The sequence below is a fragment of the Ruegeria sp. R8_1 genome (assembly GCF_017743815.1).
In the GTDB taxonomy this organism is placed as follows: Bacteria; Pseudomonadota; Alphaproteobacteria; order Rhodobacterales; family Rhodobacteraceae; genus Ruegeria; species Ruegeria lacuscaerulensis_A.
Genome location: NZ_JAGHRL010000006.1, coordinates 285,177 through 310,757 on the forward strand (window position 1 = coordinate 285,177; position 25,581 = coordinate 310,757).

Annotated in this window: 25 protein-coding genes; 11 read left to right on the forward strand and 14 right to left on the reverse strand. The window is 57.0% G+C overall.

From position 1 onward, the window contains the following. Entirely contained in the window at positions 1-1,122 is a 1,122-nt protein-coding gene (ribB, locus tag J7380_RS15420; RefSeq protein ID WP_209196641.1) for a 3,4-dihydroxy-2-butanone-4-phosphate synthase, read from the reverse strand. A 103-nt stretch (positions 1,123-1,225) separates the two neighbouring features. Continuing rightward, positions 1,226-1,813 (reverse strand): riboflavin synthase, encoded by a 588-nt coding sequence (locus tag J7380_RS15425; protein WP_209196642.1) that lies wholly within the window; start codon positions 1,811-1,813, stop codon positions 1,226-1,228. A gap of 140 nt (positions 1,814-1,953) precedes the next feature. Between J7380_RS15425 and J7380_RS15430 the strand changes: the two genes are divergently transcribed. The 3 genes from J7380_RS15430 to J7380_RS15440 are packed head-to-tail and all read left to right on the forward strand — an operon-like array spanning position 1,954 to position 6,460. Continuing rightward, positions 1,954-3,300, forward strand: a complete 1,347-nt coding sequence (locus J7380_RS15430; RefSeq protein ID WP_209196643.1) for a capsular biosynthesis protein — start codon at positions 1,954-1,956, stop codon at positions 3,298-3,300. Positions 3,301-3,332: 32 nt separating this feature from the next. Beyond that, entirely contained in the window at positions 3,333-4,463 is a 1,131-nt protein-coding gene (locus J7380_RS15435; RefSeq protein ID WP_209196644.1) for a polysaccharide biosynthesis/export family protein, read from the forward strand. Beyond that, a complete protein-coding gene (locus tag J7380_RS15440; RefSeq protein WP_209196701.1) occupies positions 4,463-6,460 on the forward strand; it encodes a capsular polysaccharide biosynthesis protein in 1,998 nt (665 codons plus the stop codon). Before J7380_RS15435 ends, J7380_RS15440 begins: the two co-directional genes overlap by 1 nt. Here J7380_RS15440 and ribD read toward each other — a convergent pair. From ribD to J7380_RS15470, 6 genes are all read right to left on the reverse strand, one after another. After that, positions 6,457-7,557 (reverse strand): bifunctional diaminohydroxyphosphoribosylaminopyrimidine deaminase/5-amino-6-(5-phosphoribosylamino)uracil reductase RibD, encoded by a 1,101-nt coding sequence (gene ribD, locus J7380_RS15445; RefSeq protein ID WP_348539115.1) that lies wholly within the window; start codon positions 7,555-7,557, stop codon positions 6,457-6,459. The two genes, J7380_RS15440 and ribD, sit on opposite strands and share 4 nt — an antisense overlap. Further along, entirely contained in the window at positions 7,554-8,024 is a 471-nt protein-coding gene (gene nrdR / locus J7380_RS15450; protein WP_170352743.1) for a transcriptional regulator NrdR, read from the reverse strand. Before nrdR ends, ribD begins: the two co-directional genes overlap by 4 nt. A 121-nt stretch (positions 8,025-8,145) precedes the next feature. Continuing rightward, positions 8,146-8,559, reverse strand: coding sequence for a secondary thiamine-phosphate synthase enzyme YjbQ (locus J7380_RS15455; protein ID WP_209196646.1), 414 nt, complete (start codon positions 8,557-8,559; stop codon positions 8,146-8,148). A gap of 17 nt (positions 8,560-8,576) precedes the next feature. Beyond that, positions 8,577-8,981, reverse strand: coding sequence for a hypothetical protein (locus J7380_RS15460; RefSeq protein WP_170352741.1), 405 nt, complete (start codon positions 8,979-8,981; stop codon positions 8,577-8,579). 78 nt (positions 8,982-9,059) lie between these two features. Continuing rightward, positions 9,060-9,602: a DUF4166 domain-containing protein gene (locus tag J7380_RS15465; protein ID WP_209196647.1), complete on the reverse strand. Its 543-nt coding sequence runs from the start codon at positions 9,600-9,602 to the stop codon at positions 9,060-9,062. Then, positions 9,603-10,040, reverse strand: coding sequence for a DCC1-like thiol-disulfide oxidoreductase family protein (locus J7380_RS15470; protein WP_209196648.1), 438 nt, complete (start codon positions 10,038-10,040; stop codon positions 9,603-9,605). A gap of 342 nt (positions 10,041-10,382) precedes the next feature. On the opposite strand from J7380_RS15470, the gene J7380_RS20515 reads away from it, so the two are divergent. Beyond that, entirely contained in the window at positions 10,383-11,363 is a 981-nt protein-coding gene (locus tag J7380_RS20515; protein ID WP_280638538.1) for an AraC family transcriptional regulator, read from the forward strand. A gap of 174 nt (positions 11,364-11,537) precedes the next feature. Here the strand turns inward: J7380_RS20515 and rpoD are convergent, their stop codons facing one another. The 4 genes from rpoD to J7380_RS15495 form a co-directional block, all read right to left on the reverse strand. Continuing rightward, entirely contained in the window at positions 11,538-13,529 is a 1,992-nt protein-coding gene (gene rpoD / locus J7380_RS15480; RefSeq protein WP_209196650.1) for an RNA polymerase sigma factor RpoD, read from the reverse strand. Positions 13,530-13,643: 114 nt separating this feature from the next. Continuing rightward, the gene (gene dnaG, locus J7380_RS15485) at positions 13,644-15,590 is read right to left on the reverse strand and encodes a DNA primase (RefSeq protein WP_209196651.1); all 1,947 of its coding nucleotides are present in this window, start codon (positions 15,588-15,590) and stop codon (positions 13,644-13,646) included. Between the two features lie 81 nt (positions 15,591-15,671). Continuing rightward, entirely contained in the window at positions 15,672-15,968 is a 297-nt protein-coding gene (locus tag J7380_RS15490) for a hypothetical protein (RefSeq protein WP_170352735.1), read from the reverse strand. Between the two features lie 126 nt (positions 15,969-16,094). Next, positions 16,095-17,525 carry a Glu/Leu/Phe/Val dehydrogenase gene (locus J7380_RS15495; RefSeq protein ID WP_209196652.1) on the reverse strand — a complete coding sequence of 477 codons (1,431 nt, stop codon included), beginning with the start codon at positions 17,523-17,525 and terminating at the stop codon, positions 16,095-16,097. 302 nt (positions 17,526-17,827) lie between these two features. Here J7380_RS15495 and J7380_RS15500 point away from each other — a divergent pair, with 302 nt between their 5' ends. The 3 genes from J7380_RS15500 to J7380_RS15510 are packed head-to-tail and all read left to right on the forward strand — an operon-like array spanning position 17,828 to position 20,656. After that, positions 17,828-19,522 carry a TadE/TadG family type IV pilus assembly protein gene (locus J7380_RS15500; protein ID WP_209196653.1) on the forward strand — a complete coding sequence of 565 codons (1,695 nt, stop codon included), beginning with the start codon at positions 17,828-17,830 and terminating at the stop codon, positions 19,520-19,522. Next, entirely contained in the window at positions 19,519-20,052 is a 534-nt protein-coding gene (locus J7380_RS15505; protein WP_170352732.1) for a TadE family protein, read from the forward strand. The genes J7380_RS15500 and J7380_RS15505 overlap by 4 nt, the downstream gene beginning before the upstream one ends. A 4-nt stretch (positions 20,053-20,056) precedes the next feature. After that, positions 20,057-20,656: a hypothetical protein gene (locus J7380_RS15510; RefSeq protein ID WP_170352731.1), complete on the forward strand. Its 600-nt coding sequence runs from the start codon at positions 20,057-20,059 to the stop codon at positions 20,654-20,656. Here J7380_RS15510 and J7380_RS15515 read toward each other — a convergent pair. After that, on the reverse strand, positions 20,604-21,104 hold the full coding sequence (locus J7380_RS15515; protein WP_209196654.1) for a hypothetical protein: 501 nt from the start codon (positions 21,102-21,104) through the stop codon (positions 20,604-20,606). The two genes, J7380_RS15510 and J7380_RS15515, sit on opposite strands and share 53 nt — an antisense overlap. 158 nt (positions 21,105-21,262) lie before the next feature. On the opposite strand from J7380_RS15515, the gene J7380_RS15520 reads away from it, so the two are divergent. Continuing rightward, a complete protein-coding gene (locus tag J7380_RS15520; RefSeq protein ID WP_209196655.1) occupies positions 21,263-22,174 on the forward strand; it encodes a pirin family protein in 912 nt (303 codons plus the stop codon). Here the strand turns inward: J7380_RS15520 and J7380_RS15525 are convergent, their stop codons facing one another. After that, positions 22,175-22,762 (reverse strand): TetR/AcrR family transcriptional regulator, encoded by a 588-nt coding sequence (locus J7380_RS15525; RefSeq protein WP_209196656.1) that lies wholly within the window; start codon positions 22,760-22,762, stop codon positions 22,175-22,177. A gap of 99 nt (positions 22,763-22,861) precedes the next feature. Between J7380_RS15525 and J7380_RS15530 the strand changes: the two genes are divergently transcribed. From J7380_RS15530 to glpX, 3 genes are all read left to right on the forward strand, one after another. Next, positions 22,862-23,110 carry a hypothetical protein gene (locus J7380_RS15530; protein WP_209196657.1) on the forward strand — a complete coding sequence of 83 codons (249 nt, stop codon included), beginning with the start codon at positions 22,862-22,864 and terminating at the stop codon, positions 23,108-23,110. 125 nt (positions 23,111-23,235) lie between these two features. Further along, complete coding sequence (locus tag J7380_RS15535; protein ID WP_209196658.1) at positions 23,236-24,522, forward strand: homoserine dehydrogenase; 1,287 nt, start codon at positions 23,236-23,238, stop codon at positions 24,520-24,522. Positions 24,523-24,591: 69 nt separating this feature from the next. Then, positions 24,592-25,575 (forward strand): class II fructose-bisphosphatase, encoded by a 984-nt coding sequence (gene glpX, locus J7380_RS15540; RefSeq protein WP_209196659.1) that lies wholly within the window; start codon positions 24,592-24,594, stop codon positions 25,573-25,575. Positions 25,576-25,581: the final 6 nt, after the last annotated feature.

Genomic DNA, 25,581 nt, shown 5'->3' on the forward strand with positions numbered 1-25,581 from the left:
TCAGTCTTCCTTGAGGATGGAACGGGTGCCGACGATGGACAGGCCAAACGCGTCGAGCCCCAGATATACGGTTTCGGGCGAGTCGGTCAGCAGCACCAGCTCGTGGATTCCCAATTTGGACAGGATCTGAGACCCCAGTCCTGTTTGTTTGATGGTCCGAGGGCCTTCATCCTCGACCGCATAAAGCGAGTTGCGTGGTTGGCGGAACAGACAGACGACGCCGCGCCCCTCTTCGGCGATCTTCTCCATCGCACGCGGCAGTTCGCGCGAAGATTTAGGCCCGAGGCCCAAGATATCCGGCGCTTCGTGCAAAGCATGGGTGCGGGTCAGAACGGGTTCGGGCGTGGTGATGTCGCCTTTGATCATGACCACATGTTCGATGCCATGAAGCTGGTCAGTGAACAGCCGCATCTCCCATTCGCCACCATATTCCGAATTGACGGTTTCACGCGACGTCTCAACCACCAGATTGTCATTGCGGGATCGGTAGGTGATCAGGTCGCTGATCGTACCGATTTTCATGTCATGGGTTTGTGCGAATTCCACCAGATCGGGCAGACGCGCCATTGTGCCGTCGGGCTTCATGATCTCGCAGATCACGCCCGAAGGGTTCAGCCCGGCCAGGCGCGAGATATCAACCGCAGCCTCGGTATGGCCCGCGCGCACCAGCACCCCGCCCCGCTTTGCGCGTAAGGGGAAGACATGGCCGGGGGTTGCGATGGCGGCCATCGTGTTTTGTTCATTGATGGCAGTCGCAACAGTCAGGGCGCGGTCAGCGGTGGAAATCCCGGTCGACACACCTTCGCGCGCCTCGATCGAAACGGTGAACGCGGTTTCATGACGCGAGGAATTGTTAACAGCCATCATCGGCAGGCCCAGCGCATCCACCCGTTCCGCGGTCATCGGCAGGCAGATCAGGCCGCGCCCATGGGTGGCCATGAAGTTGATCGCCTCGGCATCCGCAAACTCGGCGGCGATGACCAGATCGCCTTCATTCTCACGGTCTTCGTGATCGACCAGAATATACATCCGGCCTTTGCGCGCCTCTTCGATGATCTCTTCAATCGGGCTGATCGCGTCGCGCAGTTGCGCCTCGACGGGTCCGGGGGTTTCAAAGCTCATTGGGCAGCCTTTCGCAGAGCATGTTTGCACGGGTGGATAGACCACCCCGCGCGCAAAGACCAGTCTGCAAACGTCCCGAACCGGTTAGAACGCGGCGTTTAACTCAGGACATTTCGGCCAAGCGGGCAACGTAGCGGGCCAGGGTGTCGATCTCGAGGTTGACTTTGTCTCCAATCCCAACTTCGCCCCATGTCGTCACCTCTTTGGTATGAGGGATGAAGTTGATACCAAAGTCACTGCCGTCCACATCATTGACGGTCAGAGACGTCCCGTTCAGCGCAACCGAACCCTTGGGGGCGATAAAGCGCGCAAGGTCCTTGGGCGCGCGCAAGGTCACACGGGTACTGTCGCCTTCATCCTCGATAGCAACGACCTCGGCGACACCGTCCACGTGTCCAGACACGATATGACCGCCCAACTCATCCCCGACTTTAAGGGCGCGTTCCAGATTGACATGTTTGCCGACCGACCAGTTAGACAGGTTCGTCTTGGATACCGTCTCGGCACTGATCTGAACATCATACCAGTCGTCCCCCAAGGCGATGACGGTCAGGCACACCCCATCGCTTGCGATTGAGGCACCTATATCAATGCCGGATGTCTTATAGGCGGTCTTGATCCGCGCCCGCAGGTCGCCCTGTTGGTCAAGTTCGGCAATGGTGCCAACATCGGTGACGATACCTGTGAACATTTCCTTTACCCTTCGGTTCCTAATATTCCATCCAGTCTACTTGTCGAGGTAAGCGTATCGGCGGTTCCGGGCAAGGCCCGCCTTGCCGGACGCAGCACAAAAAGGCATAAATTTCGCACCAACGAGCAAGAGCAGCCCCAATGCCACCACTCACAAAAGGCTCTGAGCGCCGTGTTTTCCTGTTTCTACAGGGACCGCACGGACCCTTTTTCAATGCACTCGCACGCGTGCTGCGCAAAACAGGTGCCGAGGTTCGGCGTGTGGGTTTCAATGCCGGTGACCGCGCGTTCTGGTTCGACCGTGCAAGCTATATTCCCTTTACCGACCGGCCTGAGCAATGGCCTGACAGTTTCTGCGGGCTGACTGAGACGCTTGGTGTGACCGACCTCGTCTTATACGGCGACGCACGTCCCATACATGCCCAAGCAATCAAGATTGCCAGCGAACGAAACATAACCGTGCATGTGTTCGAAGAAGGTTATCTGCGTCCGTGGTGGGTCACTTATGAACGCATGGGATCGAACGGGAACTCTCGCCTGATGTCGCTGACGATCCCGCAGATGGAACAGGCTCTCGAACGCTCGGACACTCAGGATCCCCCGCCGCCCTCGCATTGGGGCGACATGCGACAGCACATCTTTTATGGTGCGCTTTATCATTGGTTTTTGTTGTTCCTCAATCAGAGGTATCGCAACTTCCAACGGCACAGAGAGCTGCCAGTTTCCAAGGAATTTACGCTGTATTTCAAACGGCTTATGCTGATGCCCTTTCATCGCTTGCAACGACGCTGGGCGACGTTTCGCGCGCGCGGCAGTGGTATGCCATATCATCTTGTGCTGCTGCAATTGGGGCATGACAGTTCTGTTCAATCGCATTCCGACTATTCCAACATGTCAGAGTTTCTGGAACAGGCCATCAAAGGCTTTGCTGATGGGGCGCCGCGTCACCACCAGCTTGTCATCAAGGAACATCCGCTTGAAAACCACCGAGAACCCCTGAACCGCAGAACCCGTCAAATCGCCAACGCCCACGGTGTCGGCGACCGTGTCCACTATGTGCCGGGTGGAAAACTTGCGCGGCTGTTGAACGAGGCGAATTCCGCCGTCACCATCAACTCGACCGCCGGACAGCAAGTTTTGTGGCGTGGAATTCCGTTGCGCAGTTTCGGGCGGTCCGTCTACAACAAGCCCGAGTTCATCTCGGGACAGACATTTGCCCAGTTTTTTGGCAACCCCACCCCTCCTGACACGGCCGCGTATCAGGCTTATCGCCAGTTCTTGCTTAAAACCTGTCAGGTGCCCGGAGGGTTTTACTCCAGACGCGGTCGGCGGCAGTTGCTGCGGCGTGTAACGGATATGTTGCTTGCCCAATGCGACCCCTATGAGACACTGCTGTCGAGGAACGCGGCGCAGACGCCACAGTTGAAGATCGTTGAAGGAAACAAACAGCTTGATGCTGGAAGTCAACGCAATGACAAGCTAACTTAAGACAAACAAAAGAAGACTGAGGATATTCGGCAGTGCAGTGCTTTCCGCTCCAATGGGCACGGGGATTTTTCCTTGTTGCCGTTTTTGGCTTTTTGGCCGGGTGTCAGCTTCCCAAATCTGGCCCAAGCAAGAATGAAATTTTGGCTGGCTCAGTTCAGAATGGTGGCAATGCGTTCATAGTCGAAGTGGATGATCGTATCACCGAGGTCACGTCCGCTGTTCCCCAATTCGGGTTTTCGCAGTCTTTCCTCAGCGCGCCAAACCTGACCGCCGATACAGTGCGCCCCGGTGACTCTCTGAGCCTGTCGGTCTGGGAGAACGTCGATGACGGGCTGCTTTCTTCAGATATCGGCGGCGCGACGACGCTGGATCAAATTCAAGTGGACAGTGAAGGGTTTATCTTTGTTCCTTATGCCGGTCGTGTCAGGGCCTCTGGGAATACCCCCGAACAGCTGCGCCAACTGATCACCAGCAAACTGCAGGACCAAACACCAGATCCACAGGTCGAGGTCCGGCGGACAGCCGGAAACGGTTCAACCGTTACGCTGAACGGTGAGATTGGCTCGCCAGGTATATACCCCATCGAAAGCCCGACCCGCACTCTGGCTGGCATGTTGTCCCAAGCCGGAGGCGTTTCAGTCGGGTCTGACATCGCGCTTGTTACCGTTATTCGGGGCAATCAACGGGGAACGGTCTGGTACAATGACCTGTTCACCAATCCAAAGCTGGATATCGCACTGCGCGCCGGTGACCGCATATTGGTTGAGGCCGACAGTCGGTCTTATGTTGCCTTGGGGGCTACCGGACAGTCACGTGTTGCGTTCGACAGTCAAGATTTGACTGCACTCGAAGCTTTAGCCCAAGTCGGAGGGCTACAGTCCCTGTCCTCGGACCCTACCGGCATCTTCGTGCTGCGGAACGAACGACAGGACATTGCCCGTTCGGTCATGGGGCGCTCGGACTTGCAGGGCGAACAGCGGGTGATTTACCTGCTTAACCTTACTGCACCAAACGGCCTGTTCGTAGCCCGTGATTTCGTCATCCGCGACGACGACACGATCTACGTTACCGAAGCGCCCTATGCGCAGTGGAGCAAGTCGATATCGCTGATCGCGGGCGGGCTTACACCGTTGGCCAACGTCACGACACTGACAGGCGGGTGATGTCGGCTGCGGCGATGGCCGAGGAACAGCGTACCCGCCTGCGTGTCTACAATGGCGGCTTCCTAACCAATCGCCGTATTCGCCGCATTCTGAACTTAGCGGGCTACGACATTCGGCTGGGTCTACCCAAAGACGGAGACACCGTTGCCATATGGGGCAACAGTCCAACTGCCCACCGCGGCTTGAATATCGCAGAAAAACACAAATCCCCTGTCTTGCGTGTCGAAGATGCTTTTCTGCGATCTTTGCATCCTGGCCGGGATGGCGAACCGCCGCTAGGCCTATTGCTGGACCGGTCCGGTCTACACTTCGACCCTACGCGCCCATCCGATCTTGAGACTTTGCTGGCGACGCACCCTTTGGATGATACGGCCCTGCTGAACCGGGCGCGCGGTGCGATTGCGCGGATGAAGGAACTGCATCTTAGCAAGTATTCGGGGTTTGAAATCACTAAGTCTCTGCCGGCGCCGGGGTATGTGTTGGTTGTCGATCAAGCCCAGGACGATGCATCGGTTACTGCCAGCAAAGGCAACGCGGCCCGGTTCCGCGAAATGTTGGTCATGGCGCAAGAAGAGCACCCAGGCGCGCGCGTGTTGATCAAAACCCACCCCGAAACCATTAGTGGCCATCGCAGTGGGTATTTCTCTGACCTGGACCAATCAGGTCGTGTCACCTTGTTTGAAGACCCGATCAGCCCGTGGGACTTGCTTGAAGGTGCAGTGGGCGTATACACCCTGTCTTCGCAATTCGGGTTCGAGGCCATCTTGGCAGGCCACAAGCCCCGCGTCTTTGGTCAACCCTTCTATGCGGGCTGGGGCCTGACGCAGGACGAAGAATACCTGCCCCGCCGTCAGCGCAGCCTGACGCCAGCCCAGCTGTTTGCGGTCGCCATGATCCTTTATCCCACTTGGTATGACCCCTATCGGGATCAACTTTGCGAATTGGAAATGGTTCTGGATACGTTAGAGGCGCAGACACGCGCATGGCGTCAGGATCACGCGGGCTGGACGGCCTCGGGGATGCGTTTGTGGAAACGTGGTCATCTTCAAAGGATGTTCGGGCACGAGACCAAAATTCGCTTTACCAAAAGCGCTCCTGCGTCTTCCGAAAAACCACATATGGTTTGGGCCAGCCGAGCCGAAGGGCAAGAGAGTGTTGTTAGGATCGAGGATGGTTTCCTGCGGTCCCGTGGTTTGGGCGCTGCCTTGGTTCCGCCCGTCTCGCTGGTCGCCGATGATCTGGGAATATATTACGACCCGACGCGAGCTAGTCGGCTTGAACAGCTGATCGCCCAACGGGAAACTCTGCGCCCGGATCAGGAGCTGCGCGCAGACAGGTTGGTTGAGAAAATCACCTCGGGGCAGATCAGCAAATACAATATCGGCGGCCAAGTACCCGACTTGCCCAAGGGTCATCGCATTCTAGTACCCGGACAAGTGGAGGACGACGCCTCGATCCTGTTAGGGACCGGAACGATCCGAACCAACCTTGAACTGTTACAGATGGTACGGGACAAGAACCCGGATGCTGTCCTGATCTATAAGCCCCACCCGGATGTCGAGGCCAGTTTACGTGACGGTGCGATAGATGCCGACGGCCTCGCTGATGCCATCATACGTGATACGGATCCGGCCCAGCTATTGCCGCAGGTCAATGAAGTCTGGACAATGACGTCTTTACTGGGGTTCGAGGCGCTGATCCGTAACGTGCCTGTGACCACTGTCGGCGCCCCCTTCTATGCGGGTTGGGGGTTGACGCAGGACCTCGGCACCGTCCCGGCTCGGCGTGGCGCACGTCCCACAATGTTGGGTTTGGTCCATGCCGCGTTGATCGACTACCCGCGGTATCTGGACCCGATCACAGGCAACCCCTGCCCGGTCGAGGTCGCGCTGCAGCGCCTGACCGATCGTGAAGGAATCAAAGGGCCGCCGATGTTACGGTTGCTATCTAAGCTGCAGGGCGCCTTTGCGACACATGCGCATCTATGGCGACGCTAGCGCAGTGACCGCCGCCAGCGATGCATGACGTCGGGGCCAACAGCGCGCGTTTCCATCAATTCAAACCGGGGGGCTGCTTCCAGCGTCTCCAGTCCCAATGCTCCGATCCCCGGTAAACCTTCTGCACCTATGGTCAGACCCGCGCTAAATCCGACCAGTTCGTCAACCAGATCCTGCGCCAACAAAGACGCCGCCAACGCCGAGCCGCCTTCGCAGAAAACACGTGTCAGCCCCGCCTGCCCCAGTTGTTGCAACATATCCGCAGCATCAATCTGGTGATCTTGCAATGCGCAAGGGATCAATGTGGCCCCTAGCCCCTCCCATGCCCGGGCCCGCTCGGCATCGGGGGCATGGCCGTGGCACAGCCAAACCGGGATTTGCTTGGCGGATCGGGCGAGTTGGCTCATCAATGGGATATCAAGATGGCGCGAGACAACGATACGGACAGGTTGCTGCGCCACACCAAGATCACGGACGGTCAGTGAAGGGTCATCGGCCCGCGCAGTACCTGCGCCAACCATAACCGCGTCGTGACGCGCGCGCATCGCGTGGACTTCTCGCCGCGCCTGCGGACCGGTGATCCACTGGCTGTGACCACTGGCCGTCGCGATCCGGCCATCGAAACTGTTCGCCAATTTAAGAGTTATGAACGGGCGCCCCTGCTCCATCCGCAAGAAAAACCCTGCGTGGTCACGTTCGGCCTGCGCGGCCAAAACACCTGTCGTGACTTCGATGCCGGCTTCGCGCAATTTGGCGAAGCCCTGCCCTGCAACACGCGGATCACTGTCCTCGACCGGTGAAACCACGCGCGCAATCCCCGCTGCGATCAACGCATCCGTGCAAGGAGGGGTTTTCCCATGATGTGCGCAGGGCTCCAGCGAGACATAGGCCGTCGCGCCTTTGGCCGTTTCACCAGCCTGTGCCAACGCAACGGTTTCCGCATGCGGTCGTCCGCCGGGTTGTGTCCAACCTCGACCAATAATCCGCCCATCGCGCACGATAACACAACCCACCGAGGGGTTTGGCCAGCACGTGCCTTGACCGCGTTGCCCCAAAGATAAGGCCAACGCCATGTATCGTTTATCTGTGTCTTTCACTCGTCAGACGAAGGCTGCGGCGGGCGCAGTTCGTGGACAAACTCCTCGAAATCATCGGCCGCCTGGAAATTCTTGTACACGCTTGCAAAGCGCACATAAGCAACCGTGTCAATGCGCGCCAACGCTTCCATGACGATCTCGCCAATTTTGTTCGACGGGATATCGGTCTCACCCATGCTTTCCAGACGGCGCACAATCCCCGAGATCATCTGATCAATACGTTCGGGGTCGATTGGACGTTTCTGCATTGAGATACGGATAGACCGTTCCAGTTTGTCGCGGTCAAAGTCTTCCCGTTTGCCATTGGTTTTGATGACAACCAGATCGCGCAGCTGCACCCGTTCATAGGTTGTGAAACGTCCGCCACACGCAGGACAGAACCGGCGCCTGCGGATCGCGACGTGATCCTCTGCGGGGCGTGAATCTTTCACCTGAGTGTCAATATTTCCGCAAAACGGGCAGCGCATCCGCCGTCTCCTCGTCCCTAATTCCGCCTCTAATTGTAAGCGCTGTGGCTTACTTATCCACAACTATAGGGCAGCCGCTAGGATTTGGGTAGTCGGAATTTTTCACCGCAAGATAAAGGGGTCACGCGAAATGCGCAGCGACCTTTCGATGGTGGGGCGCTGAACGATGTTCAAACAAATAGATCCCTTGCCATGTACCCAGAGCCGGACGGCCACTTGCCACTGGGATCGTCAATGATACCGGCAGCAAAGCAGCCTTTATGTGTGCTGGCATGTCATCTGGGCCTTCATAAGTGTGCCGTAAATAGGACATCGATGGATGATCCGAGGGCGGAACCAGCCTCTCAAAGAAAGCACTCAGGTCAGTTTGCACCTCGGGATCTGCGTTCTCTTGTATCACCAGAGAACAGGACGTATGGCGCACAAACAACGTCAGCAGCCCGTCGCGTTCGACCGAGTTTAGCCAGTTACCTACGTCCGGGGTGAATTCATATAACCCCGGTCCGCGTGTCGAAATAATAAACTCGGTCTGCAACAGGTGCTCATTCTCGCTTAGTCGTCAAAGATTTGCCGACGATAGCACAGCGCGTTCGCACTCTGAACCGATCTGCTTTGACCAGCAACAAAGCCGACGTTGATTGACTTGACGTTCAAATCAACACCAGGCGGAGGACTGACGGAAAACTGCACAGCAGTCCGGCGTCCAGTTGCTTCACTGGGTCCATAACCGCGCACTACATAGATCGGCTGTTTCCAACCTGCGCCCAAAGTTCTGCGGGCATAATCGGCAGCGGCACACCAATACCCATCAACATCGTTGCGCCCACGCGGGATCACTTCGTAGACGTTGGCATTGACCGAGACCGTCTGAAACCCAAATCGCGCAAAGCCAGCGGCCGAAAGCGGTGTAGTCAGAACAACTGCGGCAAGCGCAGCGTAAGTCATAACCTGTTTCATAATCATACTCTTTCCTGTTTCGAGGTAAGATTGGAAATAGTATAACCTGCCCAACGACAAAGCGGGTTCACGATCAATTCAGCCCACGTCCTGTTTTGCGTGATCAGCCGTTAGCCATCCGTGATATCGGATCAGCAATCCCAAAACAGGCATCCGAGCGGACACATCAAACCGAAAGCGCCCTTCGTCATCCTGCCACTCAAACGTATTGGACCTTGGTACTATGAGCTTTGGGCACGGGATTCCCCACAAGCGTAACCGGTGAAGATGAATGGACAACTGCCCATCGAAAAGCACGGGTTTCAGCCACAAGGTCAATGGGCCCATCCGCTCGAGTACGTAGCCTGATCTGTAGTCGATCCGCGACCTGGTCGTCTGGCCGTTGAAATTCCTGACCCATATCCATGCCCTGTCCCGTTTTGTTACGTATAAAGAGACAGGAACATTGCGGCCACCAGTGGGGAACCTTCCAAGCCACAAAGCCATATGCACCAACAGGCCGCGGCCACGCTCAATATCACAGAAACCCGAATAGATTCCCTGACTGCCGTGCAGTTGCCGCAAGGCGTCGGGCAAAACTGACTGCGCCGGCAACGCCTGCCAAAACGGATCAGGTTGCATCTAGTACCCTTTGGGAAGAAAGCGCGACATCAGATCTTGGTCCGGAACCAAGCAGGTATCAGCCCGACCAAACACGGCATATCTATTGCGCGCCAAAACGTGATATATCGGGTCCTTAACCACCCCAGGCAGATATTTGCACAGGGACACGACGGGCCACATCCCCGGCAGAGCCTGCATAGCTGCAGCAAATGCATCCAACCGTTGATAAACTTGACCGTTCAACACGACCAGGTTCGTTTCAAAATCCTGTGTCGGTAATTTAAGATCTGAATAGAGATTTCGCCCAAGCTCGGATTGCGCAGTTACAAACTTGAACCTTTGCGCCCTATCCCGTTTCAGCATGAAACGAAAAAAGCCGGTGCACAGCACGCATTCGCCGTCAAACACAATAAAATCTTGGCTCTTAACCAATTCGTCCAATGCAATGTCGTGCATCTTAAAATCGCCTTTGCCGTAATTTCCACCAAAGTGGCACCGCAAACACGACGCCACAATGCGACACAGGCAACAGCAGGAATGGGCGTGCCGGGGAGCCACAGTATGCCTGCTCGAATTATCGTCTGGGCTCTGGCCCCATCCCCAAAAAGGCGCTGACCCGGCAACGTGACAGAAATACGGGTTTGCCGCCCAAAACGCATGTGACTTTTTGCCAACGTTTTACGGATTTAAGTCACGGCGGATGCGTTCCACACCTCTCAGCAAGGGTGCAAATAAACTGATATCGCGATAAGATACAGCATGGACGTCGATATCTCACGTATTCAGCTTTTGACGCGCATGCTTGATCACAAGACACAGAATCCTGCTGTCACAGATCGGGTTTTGGAAAAATGTAACATACAGCGCGATGACATCACGGTTTCTGCGGGGACTTGTAGCGCCCACACAGAAGCCCTCTTTGCCAGATATGCCTGCGATATTCTTGAGGACCCGACTTTTGCCGCAGCGGCCGGGTTAGAATACCGATCTTCCTCAAGCCTTACCGCATACATCAGCAAATACTCGCGAGATTTGAAACAAGTTCTAGAAAATACGTCTCGTTTTCACGGGATCATTGACCCGGCTCTGATGTTCAGTTTGCGCGTCGCAGGGAATTTCGCATCGATCGAGGCTGAATGGAAAGATGCCAGCTTTGCTCGATACCACAGACGCACAGAGTTTTTGGTATTTGCAGGTCTGGCACGGATGCGAAACCTGACTCAGATTGATTTCTTCCCAATGGAAATACGTTTTCAACATGAAACAGGAGGCAACCGAACCGCGTACCAAAAGCTTGCGGGTTTTCCAGTCCTCTTTGGGGCGGAACGAATTGAAATCGTGCTGGCACTATCATCGCTTGATCTACCTGTCCCAACTTATGACCCCAAGCTGCGCGCGCATTTGTTGGAATACGGAGACCGAGTCATCGCAGAACACCGACAGCCCAAGCAAAAACTACGTGCTCGGGTTGAAGGCTTGATCACCCGCTCTCTGCCCGGAGCGATCATTCAGGCGGATGACGCTGCCGCCAACCTTGGCCTCAGCGCGCGCACCTTTGCACGTCGTCTTAAAGACGAAGGAACCAGCTATCGCGAGATAGTCGATGACCTGCGTTGCGATCTGGCGCAAACATTTATCACAAACGGCATGCCCTTGTCAGAGATCGCATTTTCACTTGGTTACGCTGATCAACCAGCGTTCTCGACAGCATTCAAACGCTGGACAGGTCAGGCACCCAGCACATTCCGCAGCAGGCTGGACTTTACTTCCGGGGCCTGAGACCGGGGGTCATCGGCACCGTCGCCTCTCCCCGGCCCGTCCCATGAGTGGACAAAACGGAAATAGGCGACCAAGCCAGATGACACTTGTGACTTTCTGCCAATTTGAATTTTGGACCGGCCACTTTCACGACCCGCGCAAAAAATAAGCGCCTCAGATGAGGCGCCTATTTGTCTATTGATCCAAGAACGACCGCAACTTGCGCGACCGGCTTGGGTGTTTCAGCTTCCTTAGCGCCTTCGCCTCAATCTGGCGAATACGTTCGCGGGTCACGCTGAACTGCTGGCCAACCTCTTCCAGCGTGTGGTCAGTGTTCATGCCGATGCCAAACCGCATCCGCAGAACCCGTTCCTCACGCGGGGTGAGCGAGGCCAGAACCCGTGTCGTCGTTTCCTTGAGGTTTTCCTGAATAGCGCTGTCCAGCGGCAGAACCGCATTCTTGTCCTCGATGAAATCGCCCAGCTGGCTGTCTTCCTCGTCGCCGATTGGCGTTTCAAGGCTGATCGGCTCTTTGGCGATTTTCATCACCTTGCGCACCTTCTCCAGCGGCATTTGCAGCTTTTCGGCCAGTTCTTCCGGCGTCGGCTCGCGCCCGATCTCGTGCAGCATCTGGCGGCCGGTCCGCACCAGCTTGTTGATCGTCTCGATCATGTGAACCGGGATACGGATCGTACGCGCCTGATCCGCGATGGACCGCGTGATCGCCTGACGGATCCACCAGGTCGCATAAGTCGAAAACTTATAGCCGCGGCGGTATTCAAACTTGTCCACCGCCTTCATCAGGCCGATGTTGCCTTCCTGAATAAGATCAAGGAATTGCAGGCCACGATTGGTGTATTTCTTGGCAATCGAGATCACCAGACGCAGGTTGGCCTCGACCATTTCCTTCTTGGCCTGACGCGCCTCTTTCTCACCCTTCTGAACCTGCTGCACGATGCGGCGGAATTCAGAGATATCCAGACCGACATACTGACCGACCTGAGCCATATCGTTGCGCAGTTCCTCAACCTTGGCGGTCGAACGTTCAATGAACATCTGCCAGCCACGACCCGGCTTTTCAGCCATATCGGCCAGCCAGTTCGGATCAAGTTCGCGGCCACGATAGGCGTCGATGAACTCGCGGCGGTTGATCCGCGCCTGATCCGCCAGCTTCACCATTGAGCTGTCCAGCGACATGATGCGGCGGTTGATACCGTAAAGCTGGTCGATCAGCGCTTCGATCCGGTTGTTATGCAGGTGCAGTCCGTTCACCAGCTCAACAATCTCGGCGCGCAGCTTCTGATAGGTTTCTTCGTCTTTTTCGCTGAAGGTGCCATCTTCGTTCAGTGTGGCCGAAATCCGGCTGTCCTGCATTTCTGACAGCATCGAGAAGTCGGTCGAGATCCGCTCAAGCGTGGTCAGAACCTGATCCTTCAGCGCGGCTTCCATCGCGGCCAGCGACATGTTGGCCTGATCGTCGTCGTCATCGTCGTCATCGTTGTTCAGCGGGTTGCCGTCAGCATCCAGCTCGGGGCCTTTATCCTCTTTCTCAGGCTTCGCGGCCTGCACGTTCGAGGTATCGACTACCGGTTCCTCGACATCGCCGTCTTCGTCCATCTGGTTGCCAAAGGTGGCCTCCAGATCAATGACGTCGCGCAGCAGAATGTCTTCGGACAGCAATTCGTCATGCCAGATGGTGATCGCTTGGAAGGTCAGCGGGCTTTCGCACAGACCGGCAATCATGGTGTTCCGACCGGCCTCGATCCGCTTGGCGATGGCAATCTCGCCCTCGCGGCTCAGCAGTTCAACGCTGCCCATCTCGCGCAGATACATGCGCACAGGGTCGTCGGTACGATCCAGCTTTTCGGTCCCCGCCCCGGCCAGCGCAACCTCGCGGTTGCTTTCTGTCGTGGTCAGTTCGGTCGAGCCTTTGTTTTCTTCTTCCTCGGCTTCTTCATCTTCGATGATGTTGATGCCCATCTCGGACAGCATCGACATCACGTCTTCGATCTGTTCCGAGCTGACCTGATCCGGCGGCAGCACCTGATTAAGCTGGTCGTAGGTGATGTAGCCTTTCTCGCGGGCCTCGGCGATCATCTTCTTGACCTGGGCCTGGCTCATGTCCAGCGAGATTTCCTGTTCCTGCTCGTCGGATTTGCGGTCTTCGTTGGTATCCTTGGCGGCCATTCAATGCTCCTGCAGGGATGGGTGATTCGATTGAACCGAATCATTAGCGCGTAGAAGTGATTCGACCACCCGTTTACCCGTTTTTCTTTTCCAGTGCCTTACGAAAACACCACTTTACCGGCGTTTCCGCTCAAAATTGATCCCGGACATGATTGCCTCGAACTTGTCTTTCTCGTCGCGGTTGATTCGCGCGCCGTTGTCGGCCACGTCGAATATCGCCCTGTCTTCATTCTGGCTGCGGCTTGTGCGATTGCGCTCTTCGGCGGCCTGGGCCAGCCGGTATGTCAGCGCCTCATCGGCCAGATCAGACAGTTCCTCCTCGGCTTCGGCAATCTCTGCGTCCAACCCCCTGAGAGCTTTGATCTTTGCGAGCTCCTCGGCCAGCGTCATTTCGGCCTTTTCGACATCGCCCGGTTTATACACACAAGGGATCACTGCGACATGGCGAAGGGCTAGCAGGTTTTCAAGGGCTTCGGGTCCCAAAGTTTCAGCAATGTGGTCTTTCAGGTTCCCGGGGTCGTCGATCGCATGGCGCAGGATGGCGTGGCGCAGGGCAGCGTGGTCAGGGTCACGGCACTCCATCTCTTCCAACTGAATTTCGAATTGCACAACCACCTGCGGGTTCAGCGCTGCAATGGCCAGAATCGCAGCTTCGCGCAGTTGGATTTCCGCACCTTCGGACGAGGCCAGAAACGACGCGCGTGCGCCGGGCGTCGCCGTCGGCTGGGGTTGCCACTTGCCGCGCGGCTGCCATTGGCGGTTCTGCGGTCGGCGCTGCGGGCGGAACAACTGCCAGCGCAGATCCTTAATCTCTTGCCCATAATGCGAGCGGATCGAAGGGTCACGGATCAGCTTGATCTTCTCGCGCAGCGCCTTGTCCAGCGCCGCTTTGCGCTCGGGACTGTCGAAGACTTTGCCTTCGGTCTCGCGCTTCCACAGCAGTTTGACCATGGGGATCGCGCCTTCCAGTACGGCTTGCACAGCCCCCGGCCCCTCGGCGCGCAAAAGGTCGTCGGGATCCTTGCCCTCGGGCATCAGGGCAAACCGCAGGGATTTCCCGGCCTCAAGCAGTGGCAAGGCCAAGTCAACCGCGCGCATCGCGGCGCGCAAGCCCGCCGTGTCGCCGTCCAACGCGATGATCGGCTCATCGGATATACGCCAGAGCAGTTGCAGCTGGTGCTCGGTAATCGCGGTACCCAGCGGCGCCACCGAAGCGCCAAACCCGGCCTCGGCCAGAGCGATCACATCCATATAGCCTTCGGCCACGATCAGCGGCTGCCCCTTCCCTGCCGCTTGCCGCGCGGGGCCGTGGTTATAGAGACTGCGCCCCTTATCAAAAAGCTCGGTCTCGGGCGAGTTCAGGTATTTCGCGTTGTCATTGGGATCCATCGCCCGCCCGCCAAACGCAATACAGCGCCCGCGCGGGTCGCGGATCGGGAACATGATCCGGTTTCGAAACGTGTCATAGGGCTTTTTGCCTTTGTTCGACGGCTTGGCCAGCCCCGCCCCAAGGATCAGATCCTCGGCCACATTCTTGCCAGTTAGATGATCCCACAGGGCCTGCCAGCCATCGGGGGCAAATCCGATCTCCCATCGGTCCAGCGCCTGCGCGTCCAATCCTCGACCGGTAAGGTAATCGCGCGCCGCGCCCCCTGCCCCGGTTTTGAGCTGCAGGCGGAAGAACTGCACTGCCTGCTCCATCACCTCGGCCAGTTGCGCCCTGCGGTCCTGCTTTTCCTGCGCCTTGGGATCGCGCTGCGGCATCGGCATCCCTGCTTCGCGCGCCAGAATCTCGACCGCTTCGATAAACGAGACATTCTCGGTCTCTTTCACGAAACTGATCGCGTCGCCTTTGGCGTGGCAGCCGAAGCAATAATAGAACCCCTTTTGATCATCCACATGGAACGAGGCGGTCTTTTCATGGTGAAACGGGCACGGTGCCCACATGTCACCCTTGCCCTGATTGGACTTGCGCGGGTCCCACATGACCTTGCGGCCGACGACCTGAGACAGGCTGAGGCGCGTGCGCAATTCGTCAAGAAATCCGGGGGGCAAAGACATGGGGACAAACCTGCCAGAAATGAAAACGCAGGCCAAGGGGATGGCCTGCGCTTATCCACAGCGAAATGCAATGGATGTGGATTACTGCTGCAGGCACAGCTCCAGCCAAGCAGCGCCGAGGTCTTTTTTCCTCACATCGCGCATCTTTTGCTCATAGACCCACGGAGTGATCAGAGGAATCGCCGCGTTGTAATTCTCGGGCCATGTCGGCCCTGACTCTGCCACTGCCTGCGCCACGTCCCGTTCCTTTACCCGGTCCAGCCGTGCCTGCTGGACGGCAGCCACGACGTCTGACTGGAATTTGCAGCTCTGTTCCTTGGTTTCTTGAGCGGCCAGAGGAGTGGCCAGAACAATGGCCGCTATGGCGATACGCAACATGAGGGTCTCCGGGATTCGTTTCTGTCGCGGCAGCTTATCCGCCGCAAAGCCGACCGGCCATTGCCGTTTTGAACCTCGCGCCTTCGTGTTGCGCAGGGGCGACCAATCTCCGCCCCTGCATTTTTCTCAAAGTCCTTTGGCTCGATAGCTTTTCGAGACCCGGTCTATCGCCACGATATAAGCGGCTGTGCGCAGGTCTTCGACATCATCGCGGCTATGCCAAACCTCACGCATGGACTGATATGCAATCCGCATCGTGTCATCGAGGCCCGAACGCACCAGTTCCAACTCATCCGCGCCTTTCAGGTACTTGGCCTTGAAATCCGGTGACATCGACCATGCATCGCCCAAATACCGATCCAGACGCTCCAACTCGCTGACGATCAGCTCATGCCGTGCTTCTTCCTGACGGCGCTGCATCCGGCCAAAGCGGATATGGCTCAGGTTTTTGACCCACTCGAAATACGACACCGTCACACCGCCGGCATTGGCATACATGTCAGGAATGATCACGGTACCCTTTTTGCGCAATATTTCATCCGCACCCGCCGTCACAGGACCGTTCGCAGCCTCGATGATCAGCGGGGCCTTGATGCGATCCGCGTTGGTCAGGTTGATCACGCCTTCCAGCGCCGCCGGGATGAGGATATCGCAGTCCTCTTCCAACACCACCGCCCCCTCGGCGGAATGGGTCGCGTCCGGGTAATCCTTGACCCCGCCATGCTTGACGATCCACTGCCGAACAGATTCAACGTCGATCCCTTCGGGATTATACAGCGCGCCATCCCATTCGATGATGCCGGTGACAATCGCGCCATCCTCTTCGCTGAGGAATTTTGCGGCATGATAACCCACATTGCCCAAGCCCTGGACGATCACGCGTTTGCCGTCCAACTTTCCAGTAAGCCCGGCTTTCTGAGTGTCTTCAGGATGGCGAAAGAATTCTCGCAGAGCGTATTGAACACCACGACCGGTTGCCTCGACCCGCCCGGCGATACCACCCGCGTTCAACGGCTTGCCGGTAACACAGGCCCGCGCATTGATGTCCGTCGTGTTCATCCGAGCATATTGGTCGGCCATCCACGCCATCTCACGCTCGCCGGTCCCCATGTCGGGGGCGGGAACGTTCTGGGACGGGTTGATCAGATCCCGCTTGGCCAGTTCATACGCAAACCGGCGCGTGATCTGCTCCAGTTCATGATCCTCATACTTTCGCGGGTCGATACATAGCCCGCCTTTCGAGCCGCCAAAAGGTGTTTCAACCAGCGCACATTTATAGGTCATCAGCGCTGCCAGCGCCTCAACTTCATCCTGATTGACGGCCAAAGCGTAGCGGATGCCACCTTTTACCGGCTCCATGTGTTCGGAATGAACCGACCGGTAGCCGGTGAACGTATGAATATCACCGCGCAGGCGAACACCGAACCGCACCGTGTAAGTGGCGTTGCAAACCCTTATCTTCTCCTCCAACCCCGGAGGCAGATCCATCAGGGACGCCGCCCTGTTGAACATCAGGTCAACACTTTCGCGAAAGCTGGGTTCTTTTGTGGCCGTCATCTATACCTCCGTGCCAACGAACGACTTGCGTTCTGTCGTTTTGTCGCACCCATTGGATAAACGATCAATATTTAAGCAAAAATAAATTTCGAAAAACTGAGTCGCCGAACGCGATCACGCGCGCGTGCATTGTCGACAAGAAGACAACAGAACCTAAGCGTGGATCATATTATTCCCTGTTTGACAAGAAATGGGCCTGATCCAAGGCGGTTTCGCCCAATTCCCGCCACGTTTGAGCGTTAATTTCTCAACGTTAACTTTTCCTTAGCAGTAGTGGATGACTGTTCAGCGAGGACGGCAATATGATTAACCGCGGTTTCAAAAGCGGCATAACTAAACGCTTTAAAAAACTACCAACACCCCAGGTCTTCCAGCGCGAAGAAGACGGGTCGTTCACCATTTTTGTACTGCTTGGCGTGCTGGTGATTTTTGCGACCACAGGTATTGGGGTCGACGTCATGAACTTTGAACGCGACCGTGCGACGTTGCAGTCTACCTTGGACCGCGCTGTTCTTGCCGCCGCCGACCTTGACCAAACGCTCCCGCCGCGACAGGTGGTCGAGTCATACTTGGACAAAGCTGGCCTCAGTGACAAACTGAAATCGGTCAACGTGCAGGAAGGATTTGGATCCCGGACCGTGTCTGCAACTGCAGAAACGATCGTGAACACCAACTTCATGCGCTTTTCGGGTCACAAGACCTTGACTGCACAAGCGGCAAGTACAGCGGAGGAATCGATTGGATCAGTCGAAATCTCGCTCGTGCTCGACATGTCCGGATCGATGAACCGCGCGTCTGCGGAAGCAGGAAGAACGAAAATTGAGGTCTTGCGCTCTGCCGCCAAAGAGTTCGTGACCCTGATGCTGGACAAGCCGGGCGAAAGTCAAATTTCGATGTCCATCATTCCTTATGCAACCCAGGTCAGCGCGGGTGACGACATACTGAAGCACTTCAGCAATGTATCGTCCGAGCATGATTTTTCTCACTGTATCAACTTTACTTCGGCCCAGTTTGGTAGTTCGGCATTGGATCCCACGATTTCCTATGACCGCACCGCTCCGTTCGACCCCTTCCAATACACCAACAACGCAGAGCAATTCCCCCGCTTCCCTGTTTGTCCTGTCCGCGCAGGCAGTGACATTACCGCTGTGACCGACGACATCGATGTTCTGCACAACCGCATCGATGCGCTTACGGCCAACGGCAACACTTCGATCGACGTGGGCATGAAATGGGGTGTCGGCATGCTGGATCCCAAATTCCAGAACGTTGTCGGAGAACTGGCCAGAGAGAACATTGTTCCGGATAAGTTTAAAGATCGACCCGAAGCCTATGACTCAGAGGTGCTAAAGGTCGCTATCGTCATGACCGACGGACAGAACACCACTCAATACATGCTGAAAGACCAGTACCGCTCAGGCTTTTCGGATATTTGGTTCAACCCGGAATACGTCCGCGACGATGGGTCCACAGGCGAATATAGCGTTCGATTCCGGCGCAACCCGGACCGCTACGTGTGGATGCAACAAAGCATCGAAAACGGCGCGCAGTTTGGCAGAGGATTCATTACTGCCGACTATCCTTACGGCAACCCTCCGAACGAGAGCTCTTTTAACAATGAGCCGGGAACTGCGACGCGCATGACTTTCCCTCAGTTGTTCAATCAGGCCTCGTTGTACTGGAACGCGACCAACAACTACTTCTGGCAGAACAATCACGTGTTCAACTGGTTTCAGAACCCTCGAATAAGTGTCGGACCAACAACAAAGAATTCACGCACAACCAGCATTTGCGGCGCTGCAAAGAATAATGGTGTGATCATCTATGGAATTGCGTTCGAAGCCCCCAATGCGGGCCTGACGACCATCAAGAACTGTGCAAGTTCGGACAGCCACGTCTACGAAGTGGACGAGTTCGATGACCCCGAAGGCATCTCGTTGCAAGACGCATTTGCGTCAATCGCATCGTCGATCAAGAAGCTGAGGCTGACCCAATGATCCAAAATCTTCGAACATATCTAGGAAAACTCAAGGCATCTGAGGACGGCAACGTCGTTGTGGAATTTGTCCTCATTTTCCCGGTTTTCATGTTCTTCATCCTCAGCGCAATGGAATACGCGGTGGTTACGGTCCAGCAATCTATGCTGGAACGCGCGGTGGACATAACAGTTCGCGAGATTCGACTGGGAACCGGAACAAACCCGGACCACGATACAATCAAGGACTCGATCTGTGAGAACACGCTGCTAGTCCGTAACTGCTCGCGAAATTTGCGACTGGAAATGATCCAGCAGAGCGCGTTCGCCGGTGTCAATCTGCCCGAAACCGTAGACTGCACCGACAACACTGAAGAAGTACGCCCTGTTCGTACCTTCCAGAACGGTCTGTCGAATGAGCTCATGATTCTGCGCGCGTGCGCCAGGGTTGATCCTCTGTTTCCGACTTCGGCCATGGGGCGGGCGCTGGTAGATGACACCGGACAGATCGCACTAACGGCGACCACAGCCTTCGTTCAGGAGCCTTCGTAAGACTATGACTATTATCCATAGACTCAGAAATCTCTTTCGCTCGGTCAAACGGGATGAAAGCGGTATACTAACTGTCGAAGCAATCCTGATTTTCCCAATGCTGGTTTGGACGATCACGGGCGCCTTTGCCTTTTTCGATGGTTTCCGGCAAAGCGCGGCTAACCTAAAGGCTGCTTACACGGTCGGCGACCTCATCTCGCGTGAAACCGGGACTGTGACCGACACCTACGTCGACTCCATGCATGAGCTTTTGGATCGAATGGTCAACAGCCGAAACGATATTCAACTGCGTATTTCGCTGATTGTCTACGATGCCGAAGATGATCGGCACTACGTGAGATGGTCAGCCATCCGCGGCTATTGTGAGGCCTGGACTAACGACAATATCGGTAACATGCGGGATAACCTGCCCCCGATGCCCGATCAGGACACGCTGATCATTGTCGAGACCTCCAATAGGTATCAGCCTATTTTCGGGTCGAACTGGGTGGTCGGATCGTGGGTTTCCGAAGATCACACATTCCGTAATTTCGTGTTTACTCGCCCACGATTTACGAATGAGATTGCTCAGAACCTTGGTCCTCAGTCCTGTTCGCAAGCTTAACCGAAAGCATTTCCGACATAAACTTGGTTTCGGCGGCGGCTGTCATGCCGCCGATGCCCACCCGATGACCGAGGCGCCACCATAGCCCCGGGGCCCAGGCATTTGCATCCTTGGTCCGCGTGCGGATCAAGAAACCGTTTGACGGTTTGAACGCAAACACTCCGCGATCTACGGCTTCGATATCCTGAACCCGGGCGATCACACGCCCTGCCCCGGTTCGAACCACTGTATCGGTCAATTCGATGCTGTCGCTCGTGGCATTCCACATGCGATGCGCCAGCCAGAATGCCGCAGCGCCAACGACCAGCAAAAACACAAGCCACGCAGGCTCGGGCGGCGTTGCCATGGCCACATACAGAACCATCGCTCCTACAACCGTCAACATTCCGACACCCAGCCACCGTCGTGGTGTCGAAGCCTTGACCCGAGCCAGTACTTCTTCCTGCATCTTCTCTCCCCGTTCGATGTGGTCCGGGTTTAGCGCCTTTCCCCGCTGAAAGACAGAGGGGCGCGACCTGCAATTTTTTGCACATAGGCGGTGCCTTTCCGCAAATTGACGCATGTCATCCACCGGCTAAGTATGTCCCAAGCAAGCAGGAGGCCCTCATGTCCCTTAGACCCACATTGGAAACCCGGAACGCTGTCCCGACAATGGAAGGCGCAGGGGTCAAACTGCATCGTGCATTCGGATTTCAGGATCCGTCCGAGCTGGACCCGTTCCTGCTGTTTGACGATTTCCGAAACGAACGCCCGCAAGACTATATGGCGGGGTTCCCTTGGCACCCTCATCGAGGCATCGAGACGATAACTTATGTGCTGTCCGGCACGGTCGAACATGCAGATTCGCTTGGCAATACTGGCACGTTGGGTGCCGGGGACGTCCAATGGATGACGGCCGGGTCCGGCATCTTGCATCAAGAGATGCCAAAAGGAAACGCGACCGGTCAAATGCACGGGTTCCAGCTTTGGGGCAACCTGCCGTCCAGTCAAAAGATGACAGCACCGCGTTATCAGGATGTTCAAAGCAGGGACATTCCGGAAATAACCGATGACGACGGCACAACTGTCCGAGTCATCGTTGGCGAGTTCTGGGGCAAGACCGGCCCAGTCGACGGCATCGCTGCGGATCCGCAATATCTGGATATCTCGATCCCGGCCGGCGTGAAAAAGACATTCCGCATTGACACGTATCGCCGTGCCTTTGCCTATGTTTTTCAGGGCCAGGCCGCCTTCGCAGACGCCTCGCAACCGACGGGGGTACTGCTAGAGAAAGAGGTTGCAGGGCAAGAGGTCAACATTCGTGACATGTCGGGGGATCGAACTCTGGTTCGGTTCGGAACGGGCGATGAGGTCACTGTTCAGGCCGGTCCCGGTGGCGTCAGGTTCCTGTTGATCTCGGGCGCGCCGATTGATGAACCCGTCGCGTGGCACGGCCCTATTGTGATGAACACCCGCGCTGAACTGGAACAGGCGTTTCGAGAATTGCGGAACGGCACCTTTATTCGCCCCGCGCATTGATCAAGCTGTCACTGATCTCAGAACCATGTCCCAGTAGATCTGCTCGACGGCGTCCAGCGATAAACGCCCCCCTGCGCGATACCAAGTCATCACGCCATTCAACATGGCGATCACCGCAAGTGTGGCGATTTTGGTATCGGCAACAGTAAACAGCCCTTGCTGTTGTCCGGCTTTCAAAATGGCCTCTAGCGAGTCTTCATATGTGCGCCGCACCGCTTCAATTTCCGTAAAATTCTCGGGGCTTAAATTGCGCAGTTCCATATAGGCGATGAAGACTTCGTCCGGGCGCTCCATGTGAAATCGAATGTGAAAGCCCACGAACTGCCGCAAGGCTTCGACTGGCGAGGCCGCAGGCGTCAATTTAGCGTATGTAGAAAGCAGCTCCTGCATGTGGTCGTTCATCAGGCGATACAGCAAGCTCTGCTTGTCCGGCGTATAGTTGTAAAGTGCGCCAGCCTGCACCCCGACCTCGGCCGCGATCTGGCGCATGGAAACCGCCGCGTAGCCGTGGCGCGCAAACAACGACAGGGCCGCCTTGCGAATACGGGGGCCAGTGATATCGGAATGTGAACCTTGTGTCCTTGCCATATTGCAAATGTATCTGAACGTCCGTTCAGATAGAACCCCGCTTGAATGCGCTATTCAAAAGGTGCATCACAGGCAGGACCGCCATCGAAAGGGTTCGGCATGAAACCCCTGCCATTGCTGATTGTTTTGAGTCTTTGCGCCAGCTGCGTCGACTTTCCTGAACTTGAAGGCAGCGAGCCTGAAAGCCTGAAAACCACACGGTTTCCAAAACTGATCCCTCTGCAAGAGAATCTTGGCCCCCCGATCGACCCGGTAAGCGAGGCCGCTGAGGTCGAAGAAGACCTGTCTGCCCGACGAGAAGCGCTGCAGAAAAAGGCGGACAAGCTACAAAGCGAAGAAATTAACTGACCGTCTGCATTTCCCGGTTCAGGCCGGCCTGCAACGCATTGCGCCCATGCGCCGAACCCGGTAAGGCACCCGGGAATGGGCAAGGCCCAAAAAGGCGATGAATTCGAGCGAAAGGAACCCACGGGATGACACAGGCGCTGCGGCTTGGAATTGCGGGCTTGGGAACGGTCGGCGTGGGTGTCGTCAAGATCGTGCGGCAACATGCGGATTTGCTGCAAGCGCGCACTGGTCGTCCCATTGAAATAATCGCCGTGTCAGCGCGCGACGCGTCCAAGGATCGCGGCGTGAACCTTTCGGGCTATGCGTGGGAAACCGACCCGGTCGCCCTGGCTCAGCGGGACGATATCGACGTCTATGTCGAGCTGATGGGCGGTGAGAACGGCCCCGCCAAAGCGTCGGTCGAGGCGGCGCTGGCAAGTGGCAAGGATGTCGTCACCGCAAACAAGGCCCTGCTGGCGATCCACGGGCAAGAGCTGGCCGAAAAGGCCGAGGCCGCCGGGCGCGTGATCCGGTTCGAGGCCGCCGTTGCAGGCGGTATCCCGGTGATCAAATCCCTGACCGAAGGTCTTGCGGGCAATGAAATCACCCGCGTCATGGGCGTGATGAACGGCACCTGCAACTATATCCTGACCCGGATGCAATCGCAGGAGCTGGGCTACAACGCCCTGTTCGAAGAATGTGCCGAACTGGGGTATCTCGAAGCTGATCCCAATCTGGATGTAGGCGGTATTGACGCGGCGCATAAACTGGCGCTGCTGTCGTCGATTGCCTTCGGCACCAAGCCGAACTTTGACGGGATCGAGATTGAGGGCATTCAGCAGATCAGCCTCGATGACATCCATCAGGCCGACGACATGGGCTATCGCATCAAGCTGCTCGGCGTCGCACAGAAAACCGCGCGTGGGCTGGTCCAACGGATGCAGCCTTGCCTTGTGCCAAGCGGCTCGGCGCTGGGACAGTTGGAAGGCGGCACCAATATGGTGGTGATCGAGGGCGACGCAGTTGACCAAGTCGTTCTGCGCGGCCCCGGCGCAGGCGAAGGCCCGACGGCAAGTGCTGTGATGGGCGATGTCTGCGATCTGGCACGCGGGTTGCAAATCCCGACCTTTGGCCGCCCCGCGACCTCGTTGCAGGATGCGGCACCGGCCATCACCGGCCTGCCCGCCCCTTATTACCTGCGTCTTGCGCTGTTCGATAAACCCGGCGCGCTGGCGAAAGTGGCCGCTATTTTGGGCGATGCCGGTGTGTCAATCGACCGGATGCGCCAATATGGCCATTCCGAAAGCACCGCGCCGGTTCTGATCGTCACGCACAAGACAACACGGGCCACTTTGGACGTGGCATTGGATGGGTTCCGCGACACCGATGTGGTCTCGGGCGAACCGGTCGCGCTGCGCATCGAAGAGGTTTGACCCTTGCGGCCTGCCTAGGCCGCAGGCTATGCCCAAGAAAACGCCTATACTGACCTGAGGATAGTGAAAATGAGTGCTGCCAAGATTGATTTCAACGACCGACTGCTGTCGCTGGGCCTGGCGCGGGTTGCGGAACAGGCTGCGCTGGCCTCTGCCTCGCTGGTTGGACGCGGTGACGAGAAGGCGGCCGATCAGGCAGCGGTCAACGCGATGCGCGAACAGTTGAACCTGTTGGATATCGCAGGCGTCGTGGTCATCGGTGAAGGTGAGCGGGACGAAGCGCCGATGCTTTATATCGGCGAAGAGGTCGGTACAGGTAATGGCCCCGGCGTGGACATTGCGCTGGACCCGCTGGAGGGCACCACCCTGACCGCCAAGGACATGCCCAACGCCCTGACCGTGATCGCCATGGGCCCGCGCGGCTCGATGCTGCACGCGCCCGACGTTTACATGGACAAGCTGGCCGTGGGTCCGGGCTATCCCGAAGGCGTCGTCAACCTGGATATGAGTCCGCGCGAACGCGTTGAAGCTCTGGCCAAAGCCAAGGGTTGCGCACCCGCTGACATTACCGTCTGCATTCTGGAACGCCCCCGGCACGAGGCGATGATCGCCGAAGTCCGCGAGACCGGCGCCTCGATCCGTCTGATCACCGACGGTGACGTGGCCGGCGTCATGCACTGTGCCGAAAGCGAAGAGACCGGCATCGACATGTATATGGGCCAGGGCGGCGCACCCGAGGGTGTGCTGGCGGCGGCTGCATTGAAATGCATGGGTGGTCAGATCTTTGGCCGCCTGCTGTTCCGCAACGATGACGAGCGTGGCCGTGCCGCCAAGGCGGGCATCACCGATCTGGACCGTGTCTATGCGCGCGATGAGATGGTGACAGCCGACGTGATCTTCGCCGCAACCGGCGTGACCGGCGGGTCGCTGTTGCCGCGCATCAAGCGCGAGCCGGGTTGGCTGGAAACCACCACCCTGCTGATGCGGTCGAAAACCGGATCAGTCCGGCGCATGTCCTACCGCACGCCGATGTGGTCGCACGACAACGCGTAATTACGT